The following is a 17,162-nucleotide window of genomic DNA, read 5'->3' on the forward strand; positions in this document are numbered from 1 at the left end:
CGTATAAGAGGCATTCCTCCGCTGGTGAGATTTTACCCTTAAGGTGATCCCATGAGACTGCTTGATGCTGTACTGGAGGCGAACAAAAGGTTCGTCCAGCCCAATGCCTTCCCTCCGTTGCCCAAATCGCCGAAGAAGCAGCTGGCCATTTTCACCTGCATGGATACCCGCTTGGTCCACTTTCTTGAGCCTGCCATGGGTATCAAGCGGGGGGATGCAAAGGTCATCAAGAATGCCGGCAATACCATCATCGACCCCTTTGGCGGCGTCATACGCAGCCTGGTGGTGGCGGTCTTTCTTCTGGGGGTCGAGGAGATCTTCGTCATCGGCCACAAGGATTGCGGCATGTCCACCATCGATGCTCCCCACTTGAAGCGAAAGATGATCGAAAGGGGTATCGACGAGACGGTCATCGACTCCCTGGTTCCCGATCTGGGGCAGTGGATGGGGGCCTTCGCCTGCCCTGAAGAAAACGTGGGGCGGGTGGTCGGCATCATCCGGGAGAGTCCGCTCATCCCCAGGGACATACCGGTCCACGGCCTCATTTTCTGCCCGAACGACGGCCACCTGGACGTGGTCGTCAACGGCTACTGAAGCCGCTCATCACATGATTGCCAGGCTCTTTCTCCTTTTTCTCATCGTTCCGGTCATCGAGATCTACCTGCTGCTTAAGGTGGGTACCCTCATCGGGGCGGTGCCGACAGTGGCGCTTCTTTTTGCCATTAGCTTTACGGGCGCTTGGCTGGTGCGCCACCAGGGCTTTCTTGTCCTGCGGCGGATCCAAACGGAGCTTGCCCAGGGGCATCTGCCGGCGGCCGAGCTGATGGATGGTTTCCTCATCCTGGTCGGGGGACTGCTGCTCCTTACTCCAGGCTTCTTCACCGATTTTCTCGGCATCTTTTTCCTCTTTCCTCCTACCCGTATCCTCATTAAGCGTCTCCTCGGCCGTTGGCTGCAGCGCCGGCTCAGCCGGGGCTCTATCATCGTCCGGCGCCGTTTCTGATCCAGCCGCCATTTTCTCCTCGAAATAACCTTTTACCTTTTTTAACTCTGAACCTCGCCCCCTTTGAGGCCGAAAGCATGCCCTCAGCTCTCAAGTTTTCCGTCGGGCATACCGATATGATTCCCAGAGCCTGCGAAGCTGGCATCCGTCGGATATACGCTTGCCATAAATCATTGGAGGAATCGTCATGTCATTGAAGGACCTGAATATCGGTACCCGCTTGAGCTTGGGGTTCGGACTGGTGTTGCTGCTGCTGCTCGCGGTGAGCGGCGTTGGTTACTGGGGTAGCGTCAAGATCGCCGAAACCAGTGAAGGGATTATCGGTACCGAAGCCAAGATCGGGGAGTTTTACGCCAGGGCTCGGGCCAACATGCTTTTTCTCCGCATTTATGAAAAGGATTGCTTTATTAATATCCAGGATGTGAAACGCCGTGAGGAGTATTACAAACAATGGAACGAGAAGAAGGAACGGCTGAAGCTGTGGTTTGCCGAACTGGAAAAGATATCCCTTTCTCCCCAGGACCGGAATACCGTGAAGTTGATCCAGGGGGAGATGGCCAAGTATGAAGAAGGCTACACGAAGGTCTTCGCGGATATCGCCAACGGGACCATAAAAACGACCGAAGAAGCGAACCGGGCAATACTCCCTTATAAGGACGCGGCGCACCGCATGCAAGAGCAGACTTCGGATGCGAGCAAAGATGCATTCGACGATATTCACCAAAAGGAAAAAGAAATACATGCACTGGATGAGCGGATCGGCAAAACTATCATCGTCTTTCCGCTCGTTGCCATTATCGCGGCGATCGTCATCACGTTTCTCATCAGGCAGAGCATCGTCAAACCCATACGGGAGATAAACATCATGCTGAACGACATCGCCTGCGGGGAAGGGGACCTTACCAAGCGGCTGATGATCGCTTCCAACGATGAGATCGGCGCGGTGGGCAAATCATTCAATCTCTTCATGGAGAAGCTCCACGGCATCATCAATCAGGTGGTCCAGAATTCGACCCAGGTTGCATCGGCTGCCAACCAGCTCTATGCCACGTCCGAGCAGATGGCGACCGGGGCTGAAGAAGTCGCGGCCCAGAGCGGCACTGTGGCCACAGCCAGCGAGGAGATGGCTGCGACATCCGGCGAAATAGCCCAGAACTGCACCTATGCGGCAGCCGGGGCCCAGCAGGCCAGTGAATCGGCCACTGCCGGGGCTGCCGTAGTCGACAACACCGTGTCGGTAATGGGGAGGATCGCCGAGCGGGTCAAGACTTCATCCCGGACTGTGGAAAGCCTGGGAGATCGGGGAGAACAGATCGGCGCCATCATCGGTACCATCGAGGATATTGCCGATCAGACCAATCTCCTGGCTCTGAATGCGGCCATCGAGGCGGCCAGGGCAGGCGAGCAGGGGCGCGGCTTCGCCGTGGTGGCCGATGAGGTGCGGGCTCTTGCCGAACGCACCACCAAGGCGACCAGAGAAATAGGCACCATGATCAAGGCGATCCAGACTGAGACCAAAGATGCAGTTAACGCCATGGAGGAAGGGGTCCGGGAAGTTGAGAGCGGGACGGCGGAGGCGGCCAGATCGGGGGAGGCCATCCAGGATATCCTCAACCAGATCGGCGCCGTTACCATGCAGGTGAACCAGATTGCCACTGCTGCAGAAGAACAGACCGCCACCACCAGCGAAATCAACAACAACATGCAGCAGATAACTGAAGTGGTGCAAGGGACCGCCAGAGGTGCCCAGGAATCCGCTGCCGCAGCCAGCAAGGTCGCCGATCTGGCCGAAGGGCTGAACCGGCTGGTGGGACAATTCAAACTGTAACGTAAGCATGGGCAAAATGGCTGCAGATTGGGAACCAAATAAATTCGGGTAGTGGAGGAGGTAAAGACGATGCAGTTCTGGTCCAACCTTAAGGTGAAAATAAAGATACTGGTGCTGGTCGCGGCGGCGCTTCTGATTTTGCTGCTGGTGGGTGGCGTGGGGTTGGGCAACATGAAGTCCCTTGCAGGAAACGAAGGGGACATGGCGCTGGCTGTCAGACATGTGGACATGCTGGACGCTATGAAAAGCGATTTTCTGGCCATTCGTCTGGATCTGGTCTATATGCTCGTTTTGAGCGACACGGCCAAGATAGCTGAGAAGGCCGAAGACATGGCCAAGCACAGTCAGAAGATACGGGCTCGCATAGCTACCTTGGTCAACAGCGGCATTGACGGAGATGAGCAAAAGCAGATCGATTCCTTCAAGGAGGGGTTCGAAGCTTATATCGTTGAGGGGAACAAGCTGGTGGAGATGGCCAAAAACGGTACGGCCGATGCGGGTGCCAAATCGGCGGCCACCGCCTTTGCCACGGCAACGGTGGCTCCACTGTACGAAAAACCTGCCACCATTCTGGATGGACTGGCCGAATTGAATGTGAAAGGCGCTACGGCAACCCATGAACATGACACAGCATCCTATCGGCGGTCATTGCTGATTATGGCAGGACTGATCGTCAGCGCCGTGCTGGTGCTGCTCGCCATAGGCTATGTGATAGCTCTGTCCATAAGCAAACCTCTGCAGGAGGTTTTCGACACCCTGGCCGGCGTTGCCGCCGGGGATCTCACCGTCCGTACCCACATCGCTTCCAAGGATGAGATGGGCATGCTGGCCGGTGAGGTAAACGAGATGGCGGACAGGCTCTCGGAAGCCATGAACCATGTGGCACAGACCAGCGTTCAGGTGGCTTCCGCAGCTGAACAGCTCCACTGCACCTCCGAACAGATGGCAACCGGCGCAGAAGAGGTGGCAGCCCAGGCTGCAACGGTCGCCACGGCCAGCGAGGAGATGGCGGCAACCTCCATGGAGATCGCCCAGAGTTGCCATCATGCTGCAGACGGAGGAAAACAGGCTGACGACCGTGCCCTGACCGGCGTGGAGGTGGTCAAGGAAACCGTTGCCGTCATGGGGCGGATAGCTGAGCGGGTTAAATCATCGGCGGAGACTGTTTCCAGCCTAGGAGCCCGCAGCGACCAGATCGGCGCGATTGTGGGCACCATCGAGGACATTGCCGACCAGACCAACCTGTTGGCGCTCAATGCCGCAATCGAGGCGGCCAGGGCGGGAGAACAGGGGCGCGGCTTTGCCGTCGTGGCCGACGAGGTCAGGGCCTTGGCCGAGCGTACCACACGCGCCACCAGGGAGATCGGCGAGATGATCAAGGCCATTCAGCAGGAGACCCGGGATGCGGTCGGCGCCATGGAAGAGGGGGTAAAGGAGGTCGAAGCCGGCACCGGAGGCGCGGCAAAATCGGGCGAAGCGCTCCAGGAGATCCTCCAGCAGATCAACAACGTCACCATGCAGGTCAACCAGATAGCCACCGCAGCCGAGGAACAGACGGCGACCACCAGTGAGATCAGCAACAACATTCAGCAGATAACCGAGGTGGTCCATGGATCGGCCAAGGGTGCCCTTGAATCGGTGGCCGCTGCCCGACAGTTGTCGGCGGTGGCGGAAAACCTGCAAGGGCTGGTGGGGCGGTTCCGGCTGGCTTGAAGGGGGTTTCGAAACGAACCCGCTGGGCTGCCGTTCTCACCTTCTTGCGCAGCATAAAAATATTTGGAATTTTAACCACAATGGGGGTATCGTCTGATGCCCCCGTTTTTGTGCTGCCCAGGTAACGTTGCACAGGGGGGGATTGGCGTGTATGCTGAGAGATGCAGTAGGAGGAATCATGAAGTATCCGGCAGCAATAAATCTCCCGTTCAACGGTGAAATCCTCAAGGATCGTTTCACTTTTGCCCGGCCCGGAGAAGGGGATGGGCGAGGAGAGGGGTTCTGGGTCATCGTCCAGGGCAATGCCATGGTCGTCAAGGAAGAGAAGGGGGCATTCTCGCTCCATGAGGGCACGCTGCCCGGTTGGCTTGAGACGAAGAGCGAACCGCTTTTTTTCGGCTTCTGGCAGAACAGGCCGGTCTATGCCGTGGTTGCCGGGAAGAATCAGGAGCTTCCTTTACCGTTCGTTTCCGAGCCATTCAATGCGGCGGAGGATGACCGTCTGGACGACTCGCTATTGACCCTGGGGGGACTTGCCCTGCAAACCCTCCACTGGGAACGGAACAGCGCTGTCTGTTCCCGTTGCGGCGGCAGCTTGCAAAGGATAGCCCATACCTGGGGCAAGCGCTGCTTATCGTGCTCCTATGAGCACTTTCCCCACATCAGCCCCTGCGTTATAGTTCTGGTGAAGCGGGGCGACCAGTTTCTCCTCGGACGGAAAAGCATCTGGCCCCAGGGTCGTTACAGCCTCATCGCCGGGTTCCTCGATTTCGGCGAATCCCTTGAGGAGTGCGTTCATCGCGAAGTCATGGAAGAGGCTGGCATCACCGTAAAGGATCTGCGTTATGTGGGGAGTCAGAACTGGCCCTTTCCCAGCCAGCTCATGGCCGGCTTCGTCGCCGAATATGCCGGCGGCGAGATAAATACGGACGGCGAAGAGCTGGAGGATGTCCGCTGGTTCAGCAGGGATGCCATGCCCCCGTCGTTGCCGGCAAAGCGAAGCATTGCCCGGTGGATCATCGATACTTTTGCCAAGGAGGAGTGAGTCATGCAGATACTAGCCGTCATCTACCGCCTTGCCGTGGCCCTGTGGGTCGGGGGCGTCGGCATCTTCACCTTCATCGTCACCCCCATCCTCTTCAAATCTTTCGGCAGGGACATGGCCGGCCGCATCGTCGGCGAGATCTTTCCCGCCTATTTTCGCTGGGGGCTCGCCTGTGGCGGCGTAGCCCTGGCTTCGCTGCTGGTGATGCGCGGGCGCAACTTCATTCCGGCACTGGTAATCGTTGCCGTGATGCTGGCACTCACATCTTTTTCCGCTTTTTACATCGAACCCCGTGCTGCACAGCTGAAGAGAGAAATTCCATCCTTTGAAACGACCCCCAAGGATCATCCCCTGCGCCGGGAGTTTTCCAAGCTCCACGGCATCTCTGCTGTCAGCAACCTGACTGTGTTCGGCGGGGGAGTGCTGCTCGTGATTCTCCTGTAAGCCGGTTATCTCTGCCCTAGGAGCGATGCATGGAAATCCCTTCCTATCCTGCGGCGGTACCTCTGACAATTGCCCACAAGGCTCTTCTGGACGAGCTTTTTGCGGGACTGCAGCCGAAGATATCGGAATTGACCTTTGCCAACCTCTATCTCTTCCGTGCCGCCCATAATTATGGGCTGACCATGGTGGAGGATGCATTGGTGGTGCTGGGAAAAGGCTACGATGGCCGGGCTTATTTCCTGCCCCCGGTCTCCGGGGCTGTGCAGGATGCCGTTGATCGGCTTCTGGATGACGGCCTGACCCTCTATGGGGCAGATGAAGGTTTCGTCCGGCCATATCTGCAGCGGGCGGACCTGGAGGTTGTGGCGGACCGGGACAATTTCGACTATCTCTACCTGCGCTCGGATCTGGCCGAGCTGCCCGGCAACCGCTATCACAAGAAAAAGAACCGCATCAATTACTTCGCCAACCGGCATTCGTTCAGCGTCGAGCCTTATGGCGACAACTATCGGCCGGGCGCCCTGGCCCTCTTGGACGAATGGCACCGGGTCCATTCGCAGACAGACAGCAGCAGTTCCTATTCCCTGGAGCTGGATGCGGCCCGCGAGGCGTTGCTTTTGGTTGAAAAGCTTGGATTGCAGGGGCTGATTGTGCTCATGGAGGGAAAGGTGAAGGCTTTCGTACTGGGGGAAAAACTCAACGACGACACCTCGGTCTGTCATTTCCAAAAGGCGGACCCATTTCTGGACGGGCTCTATCAGCTGGCCGACCGGGAATTCAACCGCCTCCTCTTTACCGAATGCACCTATGTCAACCGTGAGCAGGACCTGGGTGAAGCGAACCTGCGCGAGTCCAAGCTCTCTTACCATCCCTTGGAGCTGGTGCAGAAATTCCGCGTCTCACTAAAGGACGGCCGGCGATGAATTTCCTCGCCCACCTGGCCCTTTCCGGCGAGAATCCGGACATTCTCGTCGGCAACCTCATGGGGGATTTCGTCAAGGGGCGCCTTGGGGGGTGTTACCCCGCTGAGGTCCGGCTTGGGTTGCAGCTGCACCGCAAGATCGACCGATTCGCCGAGGACAATCGCCACTTCATCAGAAGCCGTTACCGGCTGGACCGCCGTTTTGGTCTCTTCAGGGGGGCGCTGGTCGATCTCTTCTACGATCATTTTCTGGCCAGAAACTGGCGCCTCTACCACGCCGAGCCGCTGGTGCCGTTCATACGCCACTGCCACGGTATCGTCGAAACGTATCGCCAGATTCTTCCGGAACCGTTGGCACAGAGGTTACCGGAGCTGTTCGGCAACTGGCTCCCCTCCTATGCTGAGGTAGAGGGTATAGATGGGGTGCTGAAGCGGATGTCGGCGCGGTTCTCGCGGCCAAACCCGCTGGCCGGGGGGGCAGACGAGCTGGAGAGGCATTACCCGGTGCTGGAGGACGACTTTCTCCTCTTCTATCCGGAATTGCAGCACCATGTGGCTGATTTGCTCCGGATGGGGTAGCCGAGCCTTCCCGTGCCGTTTCAGCCGCTTATGATTATTGGAAGACCTGAAAGGAGAAGGAATGTGAAAAAGTTTGTCTTCTTACCTGTTCTTTTTTTGCTGACCGTTTCCGCGCCGGCTGCTGCCGCAGATGAAGCCGCATTGTGCGACTCCCTGCTCAAACAAAAGGAGGAGGCGCTGCAGAACCTGGTGAAGGAAAATGCCCTTTTGCAGGAAAAGCTGAAATCCTTGGAAGGGAGCCTGACCGCCGATATGCTGGCCCGGAAAAATCTGCAGCGGCTGCAGGAAGTTGCAGCCGATACCAGGATGCAGCGCCAGACCCTGGCAGATTTCGAGGCTTACGTCAAATGGATGTCCGCCAATCTTTCCGGGTACGCTAAATATGTGGAGGCCGGTTCGGTGGCGGCGGGCTTCGCCAAGGTCCTGCCCATCCCCTATGCCGGGCAGGCCGGGCTTTTCACCAGGTTCGCCTCCCAATTTGCCTTGTCTCTCAATGCGGCGTCGGTTTCCATGGCCCGCTACCTGGATACGTCCCGGCAGTTCGTTGCCCGGGTGGATCTCCTCGATCCGGCACGACCGAACGCCGCAGAAATCTCCGCCCTGGCAAAGCTGGCCAACGACAAGCTGCTGAGCGACATGGTTGATGTCCGCAGCAAGCTTGCCGTCACGGGCGAGCTGTCCGCTTCGGCCCTCTCCTTTCTGGAAACCCTCAACCATTATATGGGGAGCACCGACGAGTATTGGACCAAGACCAAGGCCATGTTCAAGAAAGGGGATGGGGATAAAAAGGAGAAGAGTTTTCTCAGCGAAAGCATCCAGGGGCTGAAAAACCGGGCGGGAAGCTTCAATGGGCGGCTGAAGTCCTTCAACGAAACGGCAGAGAAGGATGCGCCATTGATCAAATCACTGGTTACCTTCGATGAACTGATTCACGAGGTGGAGACGGGGAAGGTGCAGGTGCAGGCGAGGAAGTGAAGAGTGATGAGTGATGAGTGAGGGGTGAAGAGTGAAGAGTGAAGAGTGAAGAGTGAAGAGTGAGGCGGGGGCCTCACGGTTTCCTTCTTCCTGCGGGGCGTGGGGTCGGTTTCTTGCCGTAACTTGCTCCGCTTTTCCGTGCCGCTCCTTCGTCCGGCTTACCCTTTGTTTCGCCACTGCGCTTCGCGGCGACGGTCCTGGGCGCATTTCCCCTTGTCCCCGGTCCGGCTTTCGGTCCGCCGAACTTTCCTCCCCGGCCCGACTTGGACATGCCCGGTTTCTGAGGCCGGGCGATACTGACCGTGATCACCCGGTCCACCAGCAGCGCTCCGTCGAGGGTCTCAGCCACTTCCTTCAGGTCGACGCCCGACGCCATCCGCACATAGCCGCAGTGTTTGAATTCCCCTGTATCCGGGTCCACGATCAGGTGCACCGAGGTGACCGTCCCCATCACCGAGAACAGCTTGCGCAGATCCTCTTCCGAGGCATTGTCCGAGATATGTCCCACATAGAGTTCTTTTGACATATTTCTATCCTTTAAATGAGAATCGTTGGGCGACGCAGCACTATACCCTGTTTCTGTCAAACCACAAGCATTCTTTTGGTATGGTTGCCTCCGTTCCAAATGCGGCGGGTTCTTTTTTACTCCTTTACAGGATATCTATCAGGCTTGCCCGGACAACCAGGGACTCCTGCCTGAAAAGGTGTTCCAGACGCTCCCTGAATGCTTTCCACCAGTCGCGGTCCAGCTCCCTGGCCATCACCTCATAGATGACGATCTCGTCCCGCACCGTGCCGGTTTTCCCCTCTTTCCATAACCCCTCCGCAGGTGACCTGACATAGGTGGTAATCCCGCCAAAATGCTCGGTCAGTTCATCCCGCACCCTGAGGTACATGGCCTGGGGAAAGGGATGCCCGTCGTTGTCGCACAGGGGCAGCAGCAGTTGGATGAGATGCATGGCAACGCCTTTCACAAAGGAATTACTTCCACTTCCTGGACTTGCCGCTCGATTGCATCCTATCACCTCCCTTCGAATGGTCAAGAGCAGGGCGGTCTTTCTGCAGGTGTCACCAAGTTGCCAAGAATCAGCAACAGCAGCTTCCAAGCTCCGATAACCTCCAAAGCCTCATGGGGCAGTTCAGGCTGTAGGTGGAAAATTAAGGTTATTCTGATATTTCTGGGGAAGGCAGTCGTGGCAGGGGAATGAGCGACGAGCTACAGCGGCGGGCGGACACCCGCCGCATGTTGACCGAAGTTGGTCCTTCAATTCAAGCATTGTGCGCCCTTGCACGGGCGGCACCGCAAGGTCCGCAGCTGTGGCGACAGAGCGAACGGACTATGTCGCGACTGCGAATATTTCACCGAATTCCAGGATGAGCCAAAACTAAGGCAGCTTCGCTCCAAACCGGTCATAGTAGGTTTGAGGGTTGCCCCATACCCAGATAACACCGGAGTTCTTGAGGGCAGTGAAGGGCGTTCCCGCCCCGACAGCCGCCCAGTCGGTGTCGCTGCCTATCTTTGTGGGGGAAGCCGTGTAGGTGGTGTCTGTGCCAACTACTCCATAAGTATCTGCTCCCCAGGCCCACAGGCTCCCATCGGACTTCAAAGCCATGGAGACGGCCCCGAAGATGCCGGTCCCAGTACTGATCGCTCTCCAGTCGGTGTCGCTGCCGATTTTTACCGGAACGTGCCTGTCGATAGTGGTACCGTCACCCAATTGTCCTTTGTAATTGCGTCCCCAGGCCCACAGTGTGCCGTCTTTCTTCAAGGCCAGGGTTTGCGAATCTGCAGCGGCAACGGCCGCCCAATTGCTTTCCGTGCCGATCCTGATCGGAGTCGTTTTTGCGACCATGGTGCCGTCACCCACCTGGTAGTAATAGTTGTAGCCCCAGGCCCACAAGGAGCCGTCTTTCTTCAATGCCACGCTATGGGTATCGCCTGCCGCAACGGCCGCCCAATCGGCATCATTGCCGATCTTCACGGGAGTCGTCCTCATGAGTTTGGTGCCGTCTCCAAGTTGATAGCCTGAATTATAACCCCATGCCCACAGGGTTCCATCCCGTTTTATTGCCACAGAATGATAAGTGCCCGCTGCAACGGCTGCCCATTCGGCTGTACCGATTTGAACCGGTGATGTCTGGGTGACGCCGGAGCCGTCGCCAACCTGCCCCAGGCTGTTTTCTCCCCAAGCCCACAGTGTTCCGTCCCGTTTTACGGCCACCGAATGAATTTTCCCAGCTGCAACTGCCGCCCAGTTCGTGCCGTTGCCTATCTGGGCAGGATTCTCGCTGCTCGTTTTTGTGCCATTACCCAGTTCGCCATTATAGTTAGCGCCGAAGGTCCACAGGGTCCCATCACTTTGCAATTCGAGGGTATGGGAGTTCTGGGACGAGAGCTGCGGAATGATGCCCGCGGCTGCCGTTGCCGTAATGTTATGTGGGGCGACCACATTGCTGAACGTATATTTGTTTATGTCGGGCACCGGTGTGCCGTCTATCGTCATTGACGCTATGCTATAACCCTGGTCGGCTATGGCTGTACAGAGGGTCGTTCCGCCGATGGCAACAGACGTGGAAGGGTAGCAGGTAATGCTGCCGTTGGCGAAGGGAATAATTTCTATGGTGTTACCCGGCCCGAAGGTGGCAGATATGGTGTGGTTTTGATAGAGGGCGGCGAATTTATAGGTATCCACCGGCCCAACCGACTTGCCGTCTACGGTTACATCCACGGGGGCGTATCCCGGATCGGGCGTGATGCTGCAGACTGAGCTCTGCCCCGTGGCGACCCATGTGGGCGAACAGGTAATGCTTCCATTGGTCAGGTCCGGCGCAATGGTCACGGTGTAGGCGGTCTTCAGGGAAGCCTGTATATCATGGTTCGCAGTCACATTGGTGAAGGTGTAACTGTTGCGGGCACCCACCGACACGTAATCTACCAGCACATCCCCCACCAGGGTTCCCGGACGTGGGGTGATGGTACAGACCGAATCGGCGCCGGGATCGACCACTGCCGGAGTACAAACTACAACATCGGCAGGGTATGTTGAGATGGTGTAAACCCTTTTGGTGGTTGCGCTTATGGTGTGGTTGGCCGTGACATTGGTAAACCGGTAGCTGGTTACCGGCCCCACCGATTGCCCGTCAACGAGGACGTCGGTTAACACATATCCTGCCGCCGGCGCGATACTGCAGTCGGCATTTCCTCCATAATCGACGGTTTGCGGCGTAACTGTAATCGTTCCGTTTGACATGGGCAGCGCGGTAATCGTGTAGGTATTTATCTTGAATGTTGCCGAAATGGTGTGATTGGTGATCACGTTTGCGAAGGTATAACTGGTTACCGCCCCGACCGATTTGCCGTCAACCGATACATCGACAACACTGTACCCCGCCTCCGGTTGGATGGTGCAAACGGAGTCTCCACCATAGACGACTGTGGACGGAGAGGCGGTTATGGTGCCGTTGGTCGTTGGGGTGGTGGTTATGGTGTAGCTGTTGGTGGCACTCCAGGCGCGGATGGCGCTGCCGGGAGTGTGGCAACTCACACTGGAGCAGCTGCTGCCGCTGGCTGTGGCAGAGGCATAGGTAAAGCTGTAGCCGGGGGCCGCACTTAGGTCATAGGCGTGGTTGCGGTGCAAGGCCTGGTTGGTAATGGTGCTGCCGTCGGTGGTTGTGCCGTAGTGGCAGACGCCGCAGTTGTAGGCGGTATGGTTGCCGTGGCCATTGGCTTTGGGGGAGGTATCGGGGTAGGCCGGAGGGTTGCCGTGGCAGCTGTCGCAGGCAAAGGTCCTGCTTGTCCCCCAGACCGGGGTGGAGATGTTGCCGAAGATGGTTCCTGTGGCAACGGACGTGCCGGTACTGTGGCAGTAAACGTTGAAGCAGCGGCCGGGGAGACTGCCGGGCGCTTTTGTCAGGGGGCTGGACAAACCTGCATATCTGCCGCCAATGGCCACCGAATGATTGGCGAATGCCACGTCCACCAAGCCGTTGGCATGCCTGGTGAAAGTGTCCTGCTGGGGCAGCAGGTATAAATTCGGACCGGCATCGGTCGTGGGAATTGCACTTCTATTGGTGGTGACAGTTTTCCCATGGCAGCGGTTGCAGCTGTAGCCCAAATGGCGGCCGTGGGAGCCGGTGGCCATGGGGCTGGCCGTCTCTCCATCCCCATTATGGCAGCCGGTGCAGTCGTTGGGCAGTGGTGGCCCTCCCCAGGCGACGGAGGCCACATTGGCCGGTGGGAAGGGGGCGGTGGATTTCGTTCCCTGGCTGTGGCAGTAAAGGCTGTTGCATGAGCCGTAGGGAGTCCCGGGGACCGCATCCCCCGTGTAAACTCCCCCGGCGCCGGGAGCAGGGAAATTGGGATGGATGACAACGTCGATCATGCCGTTGACGTGCTCTGACCCCCGGGCCGAGCTGTTCTCATGGTCCCAGAATTGTATGTGGCACTGGTCGCAGACGCTGTTGTCGGGATAGTACGACCGGTAATGGCACATGTTGCAAGCCCTTCCCACCTCGTACTGCAAATGTTTGCGATGGCTGCCGCTTTCCATGGGGGGAGACATGCCGTAGCGGTGGTAGCCTGCATTGTGGCAGTTGTCGCAACGGGGCCAGTAGGTAGGCCCATCGGTAAATCCGCTGCCGCTGCCGTTGACGTTGGTTTTCTTGAGGTTCCAGTTGGCGACGGCATAGAGAGCCGGTTGGGTGGGGTCAGTGATCCCCTGGGCGGAGCTGTGGCAGTAGGTGTTGGTACAGGTGCTTCCTGCAGCGCTGTAGCTCAAGGTTTCTCCTGCGGGGGATGCCACGTCATAGGAGGCGTTTGCATGTGTCGCGGGCCCGGTGATGGTTGTGCCATCCCCTGTTGTGCCGGCGTGGCACCGGCTGCAGCTCAAGCCGAAGGAATTGTGCCGCGGATGGGCGTTGGCCTTGGGAGCGAGGTTCTCATAGCTGGGGGGATAGCTGTGACAGCCGCTGCAGGAAAGTCCGCCGGTTCCCCAGACTGGTGTCGAGATGTTGCCCAAAACGGCGCCGGTGGCAATGGACGTTCCATTGCTGTGGCAATAGGTACCTGTACACCTGCCAAAGCTGTTGCTCTGGCTTTTGGGAAGGTAGTCGTTCAGCGGGCCGGCATATTGGCCCCCGGGAGTGCCCTTCGGACCATGGAGACTGACGATAAGCTGGCGACGGCCTGCGCTGGTGGCATGGGCAAAGGGGTTTTGCTTTCCGGCGTGGTCGGCATGGCACTGGCCGCAGCCGGTTGCTCCCGGATAATAGCGGTCATGGGTCTGGTGGCTTCCCGCCGCGCCGGTATCGCCACCCAGCGGTGGCGAACCGTGGCATTGTCCGCATCCGGCTGGGACGGTCAGGGGGGTAGATCCCCAGTCCGGAGTCTTGCGCTCGAAATGGCAATTGACGTTGCTGCAGGTGCCGAAGGCCGGTGTTGATGTCTGGGGAAAGGCGGAAGTGGCATTTTTATAGAGAGCTGTGCTGGGGGAGTTGTTGATGTCGGATGAGAGCTTGATGACGCCGTCGGTGTGGCCGGTGACGTAGCCACTACTGCCGGGATGGCAGGGCTCGCAGGAGGCGGGACTTGCTGGACCGGGCATGTGGGTCCGGTGGTTTCCCGGGAAGCCGCCACTGGTGATGTTCCGGTATGGAGCGTCCAGGGGGCGATAATCGTTGGAGGCCTTGACACCGTGGCAGTCGTAGCATTGGATCGCTGCGGACGCTGTTGCCGTCAATGCCAGCAAAATCACCAAAATCAAAAGGGCAAAGCACTGCCTCACAGCGGTGATGGGAAGACTCATGCTTGTTCCTCCGGAGACGTAACGGCCTGATTATGTGCGTATTAGTTAAATTTTCTTTGTTAATTAGAATAATGATTGATTGTTAATGCAAGTGGCGTTCCAAATGGGGGGATAGTTGGGGAAGAAGGCCGCCATGGGAAATTCATGACGGCCACGGTAAAGGTAGGGGCGCTGTGTTAAAAAACCGAAAACTTTAGATATCTCTTGGGATTTTCCTTCAAATCCTTCACCAGCAGGTTCATGTCATCGACCATTTTGTTCATCTTGTCGTAAAGGGCCTGATCGTTCACCAGCTTGCCGGCGGTTCCCTGGCCGTTGTTGATCCTGACGGCCATATCCTCGAAGGCTTTCACCGAGTTATCGGCTCGCTCCAGGAGGGCTATTCCCTTGTCGTAGAATTCCCGGTCCTGGAGGAGCTTTCCGAAGGTACCATCGGGGGAGGTGAGTCGCTTCTTCAGTTCCCGCACGTCTTCGGCGGCTTCCTTGCTCTGGTCGGCCAGGGCCACCATCTTGTCGTAGAGCTCCCGGTCGTGGAGGAGCTTACTTAGCGTCCCCTCGGACGACTGGATGTCCTTCATGGTGGCGTCGGTGCGGTTGAGGATGGCCATCAGCCTGTCGTAGGGCTCACGGCTCTTGTTGAGCTTGCCCAGGGTGCCCTGGCCGCTGTTAGCCGTTTTGGCAAAGCTGTTCAGCTCAGCAGTGAGGCTGACCATGTTGTCATAGAGCTTGGTGTCCGTGGCAAGCCGTCCGAGGCTTCCCTCGCCGCGGTTCATCTTTTCAAGGGACTGATTGAGCTTGTCGAAGGCCGTGCCCGCCTTCTGCATGACGTCGTCAAGCTTGGTTATGGAGGTGCCGTAGAGACGGGTCTCCGGCACCTGGGTGATATGCTGGCTGGGGGTGATGTCCACGTATTTCTCCCCCATGAGTCCCCGGGTCTTGACGGTAATCGCCGAATCCTTGCCGATCTTCTTCAGGGCGCTCCTTTCCACCTGCAGGACGACTTCCACCTCGTTGGTCTTGTTGGGCTTTTCGAATTGGATATCAGTAACGATGCCCACATCCACCCCTGCCAGCCAGACCGGGGCACCTACCTTGAGCCCGGCCACGTCGGTCATGATGACCGAAAGCTTCCCCTTGGGGACGAAGAACTTGGTTTTCTCCCCCATGAGCAGGATGCCGCCGGCAAAAAAGAGCAGGGCGAAGATGATGAAGATGCCCGCTTTCAGTTGCGACCAGCCGATGTTATCGCTTCGTTTCATGTTCCGTCACTTTCTCGATGGTATTATTGACAAAGAGGGACTTGGTGCTGGGAGAGAAGAATTCCTGCGTTTCGACGGCCGGAAACTCCAGCAGCTCTTTTTTTGTGCCGTCAAAGACCAGCCGTGCGTTATGGAGAAAGGAAAACCGCTGGGAAACCTTGAAAGCGGTATCCATGTCGTGGGTTACCATCAGGGTCGTTTTCCCTTCTGCCTGCAGGCGCTGCATCAGATTGCAGATGTTGTAGACGCCGATGGGATCGAGGCCAGTGGTCGGCTCGTCGAAGAAGATGTAGTCCGGATTGGCGGCCAGCGCCCGGGCGATGGCAACCCGCTTTTTCATCCCACCGGACAGCTCGGCCGGATAGAGGTCGATGGTCTGTTCCAGGCCTACGAAACTCAGCTTTTCCAGGACTATCGCTTCTATCTCCCCCTGGGAGAGCGTGCCCTCCTCGAAAAGGCGGTAGCCGACATTTTCGCCGACGGTCATGGAGTCGAAGAGGGCTCCCCCCTGGAAGACGATGGCGATCTTTTTCCGCACCAGGATCAGGTCCCGCTGCTTCAGTCGGGAGATCTCGCGGCCATCGATGGTTATTTCCCCTGAATCCACCGGCAAAAGTCCCAGGAGCAGCTTGAGAATAGTGGTCTTGCCGACGCCGCTGACTCCGAGGATGGTGCGATTGAGCCCCGGCTCAAGGAAGAGGTCGAAATCTCGAAGGATCTGCCGCCCATTGACCGAGTAGCAGACCTTGTCCATGCGTATGCCTTTCTCCAGACCACTCATTCCTGCCTTTTCACCTTTCACCCTTTACCCTTCGTTCATCCTCTGAACGCAATAAATATCTTTGCCAGGAAAAAGTCGGTGACGAGAATGGTCACCGATGAAATGACCACCGCTCGCTTGGCCGATTCGCCGACCCCTGCCGCCCCTCCCCTGGTGTTGAGCCCCACATGGCAGCCGACCATGGCGATGATGAAGCCGAAGACCGCCGGTTTTACAACCCCTTCGATCAGGTCCTGGAAGACCATGAACTGGGGGATCGATTTCCAGTACATGATGATATTTATGTCGTAATTGGCGGCCATGATGTAGCCTCCCACCAGGGAAACGGCATCGGTGATGATCGCAAGTAGCGGCATGGCCAGGACGATCGCTTTCAGGCGGGAGGTGACGAGGCGCTTGACGATGTCCGTTCCTTCCACCTGCATGGCGTCCACCTGCTCGGTGACCACCATGGTCCCCAGTTCGGCGGTTATGGCCGAACCGACGCGGCCTGCAACCATCAGGGAGGCTAGCACCGGCCCCAGCTCCTTGACCATGGTGACCGCCACCATTCCTCCCACATAACTGGTGGCGGCAAAGGGCTTGAGCTGGATGAGCGCCTGCAGAGCCATAACCATACCGGTAAAGAGGCCGGTGAGAATGACGATGAAGAGGGAGCCGACACCGATCTTGTCCAACTGGGTGGTGAAGTCCCGGTAGTAGAAGGGGGGGGTGACGATGGAGCCAACGGCGCGGACTGAGAGAAAAAAGAGCTCCTGAACCTCCAGGACGAAGGACTTCAGCGTGTTTTCCAAAAACTTAATGGGCAT

The 17,162-nt window shown here is 57.7% G+C and carries 15 protein-coding genes; 9 read left to right on the plus strand and 6 right to left on the minus strand.

The genetic code is table 11. The annotated features are described in order from the left end of the window. Nucleotides 1–51: 51 nt before the first annotated feature. The 9 genes from ML541_RS11975 (at nucleotide 52) to ML541_RS12015 (ending at nucleotide 8,509) form a co-directional block, all read left to right on the plus strand. On the plus strand, nucleotides 52–594 hold the full coding sequence (locus ML541_RS11975) for a carbonic anhydrase (RefSeq protein ID WP_243373179.1): 543 nt from the start codon (nucleotides 52–54) through the stop codon (nucleotides 592–594). Between the two features lie 13 nt (nucleotides 595–607). Further along, a complete protein-coding gene (locus tag ML541_RS11980) occupies nucleotides 608–1,003 on the plus strand; it encodes an FxsA family protein (RefSeq protein ID WP_243373181.1) in 396 nt (131 codons plus the stop codon). A 187-nt stretch (nucleotides 1,004–1,190) separates the two neighbouring features. Then, a complete protein-coding gene (locus ML541_RS11985) occupies nucleotides 1,191–2,831 on the plus strand; it encodes a methyl-accepting chemotaxis protein (protein WP_243373182.1) in 1,641 nt (546 codons plus the stop codon). A 69-nt stretch (nucleotides 2,832–2,900) separates the two neighbouring features. Continuing rightward, nucleotides 2,901–4,544 carry a methyl-accepting chemotaxis protein gene (locus ML541_RS11990; protein WP_243373183.1) on the plus strand — a complete coding sequence of 548 codons (1,644 nt, stop codon included), beginning with the start codon at nucleotides 2,901–2,903 and terminating at the stop codon, nucleotides 4,542–4,544. A 178-nt stretch (nucleotides 4,545–4,722) separates the two neighbouring features. Further along, nucleotides 4,723–5,589 (plus strand): NAD(+) diphosphatase, encoded by an 867-nt coding sequence (gene nudC / locus ML541_RS11995; protein ID WP_243373184.1) that lies wholly within the window; start codon nucleotides 4,723–4,725, stop codon nucleotides 5,587–5,589. Nucleotides 5,590–5,592: 3 nt separating this feature from the next. Then, a complete protein-coding gene (locus ML541_RS12000) occupies nucleotides 5,593–6,033 on the plus strand; it encodes a DUF4149 domain-containing protein (protein ID WP_243373185.1) in 441 nt (146 codons plus the stop codon). Nucleotides 6,034–6,062: 29 nt separating this feature from the next. Next, nucleotides 6,063–6,956, plus strand: coding sequence for a phosphatidylglycerol lysyltransferase domain-containing protein (locus ML541_RS12005; RefSeq protein ID WP_243373186.1), 894 nt, complete (start codon nucleotides 6,063–6,065; stop codon nucleotides 6,954–6,956). After that, nucleotides 6,953–7,534: an ACP phosphodiesterase gene (locus tag ML541_RS12010; RefSeq protein WP_243373187.1), complete on the plus strand. Its 582-nt coding sequence runs from the start codon at nucleotides 6,953–6,955 to the stop codon at nucleotides 7,532–7,534. The genes ML541_RS12005 and ML541_RS12010 overlap by 4 nt, the downstream gene beginning before the upstream one ends. 63 nt (nucleotides 7,535–7,597) lie before the next feature. Next, the gene (locus tag ML541_RS12015; protein ID WP_243373188.1) at nucleotides 7,598–8,509 is read left to right on the plus strand and encodes a hypothetical protein; all 912 of its coding nucleotides are present in this window, start codon (nucleotides 7,598–7,600) and stop codon (nucleotides 8,507–8,509) included. Nucleotides 8,510–8,582: 73 nt separating this feature from the next. Here the strand turns inward: ML541_RS12015 and ML541_RS12020 are convergent, their stop codons facing one another. From ML541_RS12020 to ML541_RS12045, 6 genes are all read right to left on the minus strand, one after another. Next, nucleotides 8,583–9,035, minus strand: a complete 453-nt coding sequence (locus ML541_RS12020) for an RNA-binding protein (protein WP_243373190.1) — start codon at nucleotides 9,033–9,035, stop codon at nucleotides 8,583–8,585. A gap of 124 nt (nucleotides 9,036–9,159) precedes the next feature. After that, complete coding sequence (locus ML541_RS12025; protein ID WP_243373192.1) at nucleotides 9,160–9,468, minus strand: hypothetical protein; 309 nt, start codon at nucleotides 9,466–9,468, stop codon at nucleotides 9,160–9,162. Nucleotides 9,469–9,894: 426 nt separating this feature from the next. Beyond that, nucleotides 9,895–14,313, minus strand: a complete 4,419-nt coding sequence (locus ML541_RS12030) for a CxxxxCH/CxxCH domain-containing protein (protein WP_243373193.1) — start codon at nucleotides 14,311–14,313, stop codon at nucleotides 9,895–9,897. A 176-nt stretch (nucleotides 14,314–14,489) separates the two neighbouring features. After that, nucleotides 14,490–15,572: an MlaD family protein gene (locus tag ML541_RS12035; protein ID WP_243373195.1), complete on the minus strand. Its 1,083-nt coding sequence runs from the start codon at nucleotides 15,570–15,572 to the stop codon at nucleotides 14,490–14,492. Beyond that, the gene (locus tag ML541_RS12040) at nucleotides 15,556–16,353 is read right to left on the minus strand and encodes an ATP-binding cassette domain-containing protein (protein ID WP_243373197.1); all 798 of its coding nucleotides are present in this window, start codon (nucleotides 16,351–16,353) and stop codon (nucleotides 15,556–15,558) included. Before ML541_RS12040 ends, ML541_RS12035 begins: the two co-directional genes overlap by 17 nt. Nucleotides 16,354–16,388: 35 nt before the next feature. Next, a complete protein-coding gene (locus tag ML541_RS12045; protein ID WP_243373198.1) occupies nucleotides 16,389–17,162 on the minus strand; it encodes an ABC transporter permease in 774 nt (257 codons plus the stop codon).

The sequence above is a fragment of the Geotalea sp. SG265 genome (assembly GCF_022808985.1).
Lineage (GTDB): Bacteria > Desulfobacterota > Desulfuromonadia > Geobacterales > Geobacteraceae > Geotalea.